Annotated in this window: 7 protein-coding genes; all 7 read right to left on the reverse strand. The window is 71.8% G+C overall.

The annotated features are described in order from the left end of the window. Positions 1-61 precede the first annotated feature (61 nt). Positions 62-601: a CinA family protein gene (locus tag HN013_RS03405; protein WP_171162749.1), complete on the reverse strand. Its 540-nt coding sequence runs from the start codon at positions 599-601 to the stop codon at positions 62-64. Next, entirely contained in the window at positions 598-1,224 is a 627-nt protein-coding gene (gene pgsA, locus HN013_RS03410) for a CDP-diacylglycerol--glycerol-3-phosphate 3-phosphatidyltransferase (RefSeq protein ID WP_171162750.1), read from the reverse strand. The genes HN013_RS03405 and pgsA overlap by 4 nt, the downstream gene beginning before the upstream one ends. After that, positions 1,221-2,720 (reverse strand): 30S ribosomal protein S12 methylthiotransferase RimO, encoded by a 1,500-nt coding sequence (gene rimO / locus HN013_RS03415; protein WP_171162751.1) that lies wholly within the window; start codon positions 2,718-2,720, stop codon positions 1,221-1,223. Before rimO ends, pgsA begins: the two co-directional genes overlap by 4 nt. Before the next feature lie 118 nt (positions 2,721-2,838). Continuing rightward, entirely contained in the window at positions 2,839-3,648 is an 810-nt protein-coding gene (locus tag HN013_RS03420; RefSeq protein ID WP_171162752.1) for a helix-turn-helix domain-containing protein, read from the reverse strand. A gap of 209 nt (positions 3,649-3,857) precedes the next feature. Next, positions 3,858-6,554 (reverse strand): DNA translocase FtsK, encoded by a 2,697-nt coding sequence (locus HN013_RS03425; protein ID WP_171162753.1) that lies wholly within the window; start codon positions 6,552-6,554, stop codon positions 3,858-3,860. 137 nt (positions 6,555-6,691) lie between these two features. Continuing rightward, positions 6,692-7,381 (reverse strand): two-component system response regulator, encoded by a 690-nt coding sequence (locus tag HN013_RS03430; protein ID WP_171162755.1) that lies wholly within the window; start codon positions 7,379-7,381, stop codon positions 6,692-6,694. Positions 7,382-7,625: 244 nt separating this feature from the next. After that, positions 7,626-8,155 (reverse strand): response regulator (locus tag HN013_RS03435; RefSeq protein WP_249374680.1); only part of this gene is annotated, 530 nt, incomplete at its 5' end.

Here is an 8,155-nt window from a genome sequence, read left to right on the forward strand (position 1 = left end):
CCTTCACGCCCCACCGTACCGCCTCGGGGTGCGGCCGTGCGGGGAGCTATGTCGTGTTCACTCAGGGCTGCAAACATCCATTCCCCCCCTTGTGTTCCGTATCCTTTGCCCCCGCGTTCCCCGTCAATTCGTCCAGCAGCAGGGCGAGGACCGCCCGGACCGTTTCTGTCCGGATCGGCTCCCTGCCGCCGTCGAGCGCGAGCTCCCGCACCGCGCACGTCCCGTCCGGGCCGGCCGCGGCGACGAAGACCGTGCCCACGGGCTTGCCGTCCTGGGGGTCGGGTCCCGCGACCCCGGTGGTGGCGAGACCCCAGTCCGCCGCCAGCAGCGCGCGGACGCCCCCGGCCATCTGCCGGGCGACCTCCGGGTCCACCGCTCCCCGCTCGGCCAGCAGCCGGGCGTCGACGCCCAGCACGTCACGCTTGACGTCGGTGGCGTACGCGGTGACCGCGCCGCGGACGGCCCGGGACGCGCCCGGGACCGCGGTCAGCGCGGCGGCGACCAGGCCGCCGGTCAGGGACTCGGCGACGGCCAGCGTCCGGCCCCGGGCCACCAGCGCGGCCAGCGCCTCCTCCGCGTCCCGCCGGATCCCGGCGCTCACCGCCCGGACCCCGCGGCCCGGGCGTTCCTGCGCAGCACGATCGCCTGCCGCACATAGTCCAGACCGGTGAGGACCGTCAAGACCACGGCCACGGCCATCACCCAGAAGCGGGCCGTGGCCAGCGGTCCCACCAGGGCGAGGATGTACATCCCCACCGCCACCCCCTGGGCGAGGGTCTTCATCTTGCCGCCGCGGCTGGCCGGGATCACCCCGTGCCTGATCACCCAGAACCGCATCAGCGTGATGCCGATCTCACGGGCCAGGATCACGCCCGTGACCCACCAGGGCAGGTCGTCCAGGGCCGAGAGACAGATCAGGGCCGCGCCCATGATCGCCTTGTCGGCGATCGGGTCGGCGATCTTGCCGAAGTCGGTGACCAGGTTGTACGTCCGCGCCAGATGCCCGTCGAACAGATCGGTGATCATGGCGATGGCGAACGCGGCCCAGGCGAAGGAGCGCCAGGCCGGGTCGTACCCACCGTTGTGGAGCATCAACAGCACGAAGCCGGGCACGAGGAACAGGCGTCCCATGGTCAGGATGTTGGCGATGTTCCACAGCCTGACCGGCCGCACGCCCGGCGCCGGGGCGGGGCGGCCCGCGGCCGATGCCGGGACTCCGCTCATCTGCCCGCCTCCTCGGTACACCTGCCGTCTCCGACGGGCTCGGCGACGAGGTCGACCCCCTCGCCGGCCACCACCTTGGCCTCGACCATACGGCCGGGCACCGGCAGGCTGTCCAGGCCGTCGGTGATCAACCTGACCTGGCCGTCGGTCTCGGGCGCCTGGTGGGCGGCCCGGCCGATGACCCCGTCCTCGTCGTCCACACGATCGACCAGTACTTCGATTGTCTCTCCGATCCGCTCCTCGGCGCGCTGCGCGGTGAGCTCCTCGGCCAGCCGCGAGATGTGCGCCAGGCGCTCGGCGACGACGTCGGGGTCGACCTTGTCCTCGTAGCCGGCGGCCTCGGTGCCGTCCTCGTCGGAGTAGCCGAAGACGCCGATGGCGTCCAGGCGGGCCGCGGTCAGGAACCGCTCCAGTTCGGCGACGTCCTCCTCGGTCTCCCCGGGGAAGCCGACGATGAAGTTGGACCGGGCACCGGCCTGCGGCGCCTTGCCGCGGATGGTGTCCAGCAGCTCCAGGAAGCGGTCGGTGTCGCCGAAGCGCCGCATCGCGCGGAGCACACCGGGCGCCGAGTGCTGGAAGGACAGGTCGAAGTAGGGGGCGACCTTCTCGGTCGAGGTCAGCACGTCGATCAGGCCCGGACGCATCTCCGCGGGCTGGAGATAGCTGACGCGGACCCGCTCCAGGCCGTCCACGGCCGCGATCTCCGGCAGCAGCGTCTCCAGCAGCCGGATGTCGCCCAGGTCCTTGCCGTACGAGGTGTTGTTCTCGGAGACCAGCATGATCTCCTTCACGCCCTGCTCCGCGAGCCAGCGGGCCTCGCCCAGCACGTCCGAGGGGCGGCGGGAGACGAAGGAGCCGCGGAAGGAGGGGATCGCGCAGAACGAGCACCGGCGGTCGCAGCCGGAGGCCAGCTTGACGGAGGCCACGGGGCTGCTGCCGAGCCTGCGGCGCAGCGGCGCCCGCGGCCCGGAGGCCGGGGCCACGCCGTCCGGCAGGTCGGCGGGGGCGGTGTCCTGCGCGTGGCCGGGCAGGGCCACCGCGGCGTCCTGCCGCTCCGCCGGGCTGATCGGCAGCAGCTTGCGCCGGTCACGCGGGGTGTGCGAGGCGTGGACCCCGCCCGAGAGGATGGTCTGCAGCCGGTCGGAGATGTCGGCGTAGTCGTCGAAGCCGAGCACGCCGTCGGCCTCGGGGAGCGCCTCGGCCAGCTCCTTGCCGTAGCGCTCGGCCATGCAGCCGACGGCCACCACGGCCTGGGTCCGGCCGCGTCCTTCGGAGGACGCGGTCTTGAGGTCGTTGGCCTCCAGGAGGGCGTCGACGGAGTCCTTCTTCGCGGCTTCGACGAAGCCACAGGTGTTCACGACGGCCACGTCGGCGTCGGCGGCGTCCTCGACGAGGTCCCAGCCGTCCGCCGCCAGACGGCCTGCCAGCTCCTCCGAGTCCACCTCGTTACGGGCGCAGCCAAGTGTGACAAGAGCGACGGTACGGCGTTCGGGCATAGGGCTCAGCCTACTTTGTCCGGACGCCGCTTCCGCTGCCGAGTGGTCGACGGTCGCGGAGAGCCTGGTCACCCACCGGTCCCCGGCCGCTGCGGACGGAGACCGGCGGGCCGGCCGGTCAGCCGGCCGCCGGGTCTCCCTTGGTGTAGCTCAGCTTCTGGACCTGGCCGACGTCGCCGACGTTCTTGATCTCCTTGCCGTTGACGAACAGCTGGACCGCTCCCGCGTTGCCCAGCACCAGGTCGATGCGGTGGCTGTCGGTGAAGGTCTTGGACGCCCCGCGCTGGAGCACCCCCTCCTCCAGCAGCTTCCCGTTGTGGTCCTTCGCCGACAGCCAGGTCTGGTCGCGCTCGGCGGTGAGCTTGACCGTCACCTTGTTCGCCGGGGCGCCGGCGATGGCGCTGTCGGACGGCTCCGGCTTGGCGTCGGCCGGGCGGTTGGGCGGCGCCTTCGCGGGGGCCTTGGACGGCTTGGCCGACGCCTGCCCGGCCTCGACGGTGTCGTCCTGGTTCCCCACTCCGCCGTTGAAGAGGGTGAACCCGACGAAGCCGACCACGGCGACGATCGCCGCGACCATGGCGGCGGTCCAGTTGGGCCGCCGCGGCTCGGGCCGGATCCGCTCGGCCTCGAACACCGGCGCCGCCCTGCTCGGCCGGGGGCGCCCGCCGTGCTCCGCGTCGTACTGCTCGACGAGGTGCGTGGGATCGATGCCGGCGGCACGCGCCAGCGTGCGGATATGTCCTCGGGCGTAGACGCTCCCGCCGCAGCGGGAGAAGTCGTCCTGTTCGATCGCATGCACGATCGGAACGCGTACACGAGTGGTCGAACTGATCTGGTCGACGGTCAGCCCGGCCTCGATGCGGGCCTGCTGGAGGGCGCGGCCGACGGAGGGCCGGTCGTCTTCCGGGGGAGAGTTGCCGATGGACACGTGGGCGCCTTTCGAGCGTGCAGCCACCTGCTGGAAGTTCAGTCTAGGGGGGACGCAAAAGAGTCCGGCAAGCGGGAAGCCGGAGTTTGTAGGCCATCAGAAGGCTCTGCCGTACCGTCTGCGGCACATCGCCCCTCCCCTCCGCCGGACGGCTGCGCGGACCCGGAGAAACGGTTGGCCGGAGGCGGCCGCGCCCCCTCGGCCGTCCGTCAGCCGGCGGTGTCCCCGCGGATCAGTGCGAGGACTCCGTCCAGCTCGTCCGGCTTGACGAGCACGTCCCGGGCCTTCGACCCCTCGCTCGGGCCCACGATGTTGCGCGACTCCATCAGGTCCATGAGTCTGCCCGCCTTGGCGAATCCCACACGCAGTTTCCGCTGCAGCATCGACGTCGAGCCGAACTGGGTGGAAACGACCAGCTCGGCGGCCTGGCACAGGAGATCGAGGTCGTCACCGATGTCCTCGTCGATCTCCTTCTTCCGGCTGGTCCCGACCGTGACGTCGTCGCGGAAGACCGGTGCCATCTGGTCCTTGCAGTGCTGCACCACGGCGGCGACCTCGGCCTCGCTGACGAAGGCGCCCTGGAGGCGGACGGGCTTGTTGGCGCCCATGGGCAGGAAGAGGCCGTCACCCTTGCCGATCAGCTTCTCGGCGCCCGGCTGGTCGAGGATGACGCGGCTGTCGGCGAGGGAGGAGGTGGCGAAGGCGAGCCGGGAGGGGACGTTGGCCTTGATGAGGCCGGTGACCACGTCGACCGACGGCCGCTGGGTGGCCAGCACGAGGTGGATGCCCGCGGCCCGGGCGAGCTGGGTGATCCGCACGATCGAGTCCTCGACGTCCCGCGGCGCCACCATCATCAGGTCCGCGAGCTCGTCCACGATGACCAGCAGATACGGGTACGGCGCCAGCTCGCGTCCGCTGCCCGCCGGCGGCTCGACCTTGCCCTGCCGCACCGCCGCGTTGAAGTCGTCGATGTGCCGGAAGCCGTAGGCGGCCAGGTCGTCGTAGCGCAGGTCCATCTCGCGCACGACCCATTGCAGGGCCTCCGCCGCCCGCTTGGGGTTGGTGATGATCGGCGTGATCAGGTGCGGGATGCCCTCGTAGGCGGTGAGTTCGACGCGCTTGGGGTCGACCAGCACCATCCGGACGTCCTCCGGGGTGGCCCGCACCATCAGCGAGGTGATGAGGCAGTTGATGCAGGACGACTTTCCGGAACCGGTGGCACCGGCGACCAGGACGTGCGGCATCTTCGCCAGATTGGCCATGACGTAGCCGCCCTCGACGTCCTTGCCCAGCGCCACCAGCATCGGGTGGTCGTCACCGGCGGCGTCCGCCAGCCGCAGCACATCGCCCAGGTTGACCATCTCGCGGTCGGTGTTGGGGATTTCGATGCCGACGGCGGACTTGCCCGGGATGGGACTGATGATGCGGACGTCCGGGCTGGCGACGGCGTAGGCGATGTTCTTGGTGAGTGCGGTGATGCGCTCGACCTTGACCGCCGGGCCCAGCTCCACCTCGTACCGCGTGACCGTCGGGCCGCGGGTGAAGCCCGTGACGGACGCGTCCACCTTGAACTCCGCGAACACGGTGGTCAGGGAGGCCACTATGGCGTCGTTGGCCGCGCTGCGCGCCTTCCCCGGGCCGCCGCGTTCCAGGAGGTCGAGGGAGGGCAGGGCGTACGTGATGTCGCCGGCGAGCTGGAGCTGCTCGGCCCGCGGGGGCAGACCGTCGGGGGCCGGCTCGGGCATGGGCTTGGTGAGGTCCGGCACCTCGACCGTCACCGCGGTCTCGGAGCGCCCGCCGGACACCGGTACCGTCCGCTCGCCCTCCTGCCGGATGCCGCTGCTGAGCCCCGCGACGAGCGGGGAGGGCTGGACGCCGTGCAGCACCGCGCCGTCCAGGTCGACGGCGGCGGCGGCTGCCAGGTCGACGGCGTCCGGCTCCCGGCTCCCGGCCGGGCGGGCGCGCCTGCCGCGGCGGCGTCCGTCGGGCGCGGCCTCCTCCGTTTCCTCCGGCCCCGCGGAGGCGGCCCGGCTCGTGGAAGCGCGCCGGGGGCGCTTGGGCCGCTCCTCGCGCCACTCGGCGTCGTAGGCGTCCTCCTCCGGGACGGTCCCGTACTCCCCGGGCAGCGGCTCGATCACCCCGAGCCGTATCCCCAGCTGCCGCAGCCGTCGCGGGATGGCGTTGACCGGGGTGGCCGTGACCACGAGCAGGCCGAAGACGGTGAGGAGCACCAGCAGCGGGACGGCGAGGACGTCGCCGACCGTGAAGAGCAGCGGTTTGGAGGCGGCCCAGCCGATGAGGCCGCCGGCGTCCTGCAACGCCTGCGATCCGTCGCCGCGGCCGGGCGATCCGCAGGCCACGTGGACCTGTCCGAGCACGCCGGCGACCAGCGCGGACAGCCCGATGACGATCCGTCCGTTGGCCTCGGGCCGCTCGGGGTGGCGGAACAGCCGGATCGCCATGATGCCCAGGAGTATCGGCACGACCAGGTCCAGCCGGCCGAAGGCGCCGGTGACGAGCATCCTCACCAGCTCGCCCACCGGGCCCTCCAGGCTGGACCAGGTGCCCGCGGCGACGACGAGGGCGAGTCCGAGGAGGAGCAGCGCGACGCCGTCCTTGCGGTGCGCGGGGTCGAGGCTGCGGGCTCCGCGGCCCACACCGCGGAAGAGCGCGCCGACGCCGTGCGCCAGACCGCGCCCGGCGCGGCCGGCCACGGACGGCCTGGGCGGCGCCGCCTTCTTCGCGGGTGCCTTGCGCGCCGGACGGGCGGCGGGCCGCTTCTGCGCGGGCTTCGCCGCGCTCTTCTTCGCCGGTGCCTTGGCGGCGGCTCCCCCGGCGCGTCCGGCGCGCTGCTTGGTGGTGCCCGCCGTGCTCTGGGAACCCTTGCCGGACGTACGTGAGGCCATGGTGCCGAGGTTACCGTCGCCGGGCGGGCGGGACACGTGGGCCCGGGTGTTCGCCCGTTCGTGTCATGACCGCGCGACGATGCGGCTGACGCGCCCTCAAAAAGCGCGCTCCCCTGTCGGCTCTGTGCGGCGGCTGGTCAGCTCTGCGAGGCGACGGGCGGCACGCTGCTCCCGGTGCCCGGTTCCAGGGCGTCCAGCGCCCGCCGCAGGCCGTTGAGTTTGCGTTCCAGATGGGCGGCGGTGGCGACCGCCGCCGCGTCGGCCGACTCGTCCAGCTGTTTGGACAGCGCTTCCGCCTGCTCCTCGACGGCGGCGAGCCGCGCCGAGAGCTCGGCGAGCAGCCCCGCGGTCTCCGGGGGTTCCCCGCCGACGGGCCGGCCGGTGCCCTGGCCGTTCTCCATCTGGAGGCGCAGCAGGGCCGCCTGCTCGCGCAGCTGGCAGTTCTTCATGTACAGCTCGACGAAGACCGAGACCTTGGCGCGCAGCACCCAGGGATCGAACGGCTTGGAGATGTAGTCCACCGCACCGGCGGCGTAGCCCCGGAAGGTGTGGTGGGGGCCGTGGTTGATCGCCGTGAGGAAGATGATCGGGATGTCCCGCGTCCGCTCCCGGCGCTTGATGTGCGCGGCGGTCTCGAACCCGTCCATGCCCGGCATCTGGACGTCCAGCAGGATCACCGCGAAGTCGTCCGTCAGCAGCGCCTTGAGCGCCTCCTCCCCTGACGATGCCCGCACCAGTGTCTGATCGAGCGCCGAGAGGATGGCCTCCAGCGCGAGCAGATTTTCCGGCCGGTCATCGACCAGGAGGATCTTGGCCTTCTGCACCATGGCCCGTCCTCCTCGCCCCGGAAGTGCACCGGGCGCCGCCCCAGGGGACGACTCCCTTGCGCCGCCCGTCCTTGTGCCGGTCATGGTAGCCGCACCCCGCCTGTCACCACACCCTGTCACCGCGATGTCACTGTGCACATAGCGGAAACGCGGCACGGGACGTGAAAGTTCCCGGAATGCCGCGGTCCCACACGTCGTCGACCACACTCGGTCAGCGAACAGTGGAGGAGTGATCCGGAGATCGTCACTCTGCGCTCATCCACTGCTTCATCACCGTCAGCAGTTGATCAGTATCGACCGGCTTGGTGACATAGTCGGAAGCCCCGGCGTCGATGCTCTTCTCCCGGTCGCCCTTCATGGCCTTCGCGGTGAGCGCGATGATGGGCAGCTCGGCGAACTGCGGCATCTTGCGGATCGCCGCCGTGGTCGCGTAACCGTCCATCTCCGGCATCATGATGTCCATCAGGACCACCACCACGTCGTCGTGCTGCTCCAGCACCTCGATGCCCTCGCGGCCGTTCTCCGCGTAGAGCACCGTCAGCCCGTGCTGTTCCAGCACGCTGGTGAGCGCGAAGACATTGCGGATGTCGTCGTCGACGATCAGCACCTTCTCGCCGTGGAACGTCCCGCTGAATCCCGAGGGTTCCGCGGTCCGGCCGCTGTCCGCCCAGCTCTCCTGGGGCGAGGAGGGCACCGGTACCGGCACGCTCCCGGCACCCGGCCGGCCCGTCGCGGCCGGCCCGCGGGCGCCGGCGGGCGCGGCCCCGGGGCCGG

The organism is Streptomyces sp. I05A-00742 (assembly GCF_013055795.1).
Lineage (GTDB): Bacteria > Actinomycetota > Actinomycetes > Streptomycetales > Streptomycetaceae > Streptomyces.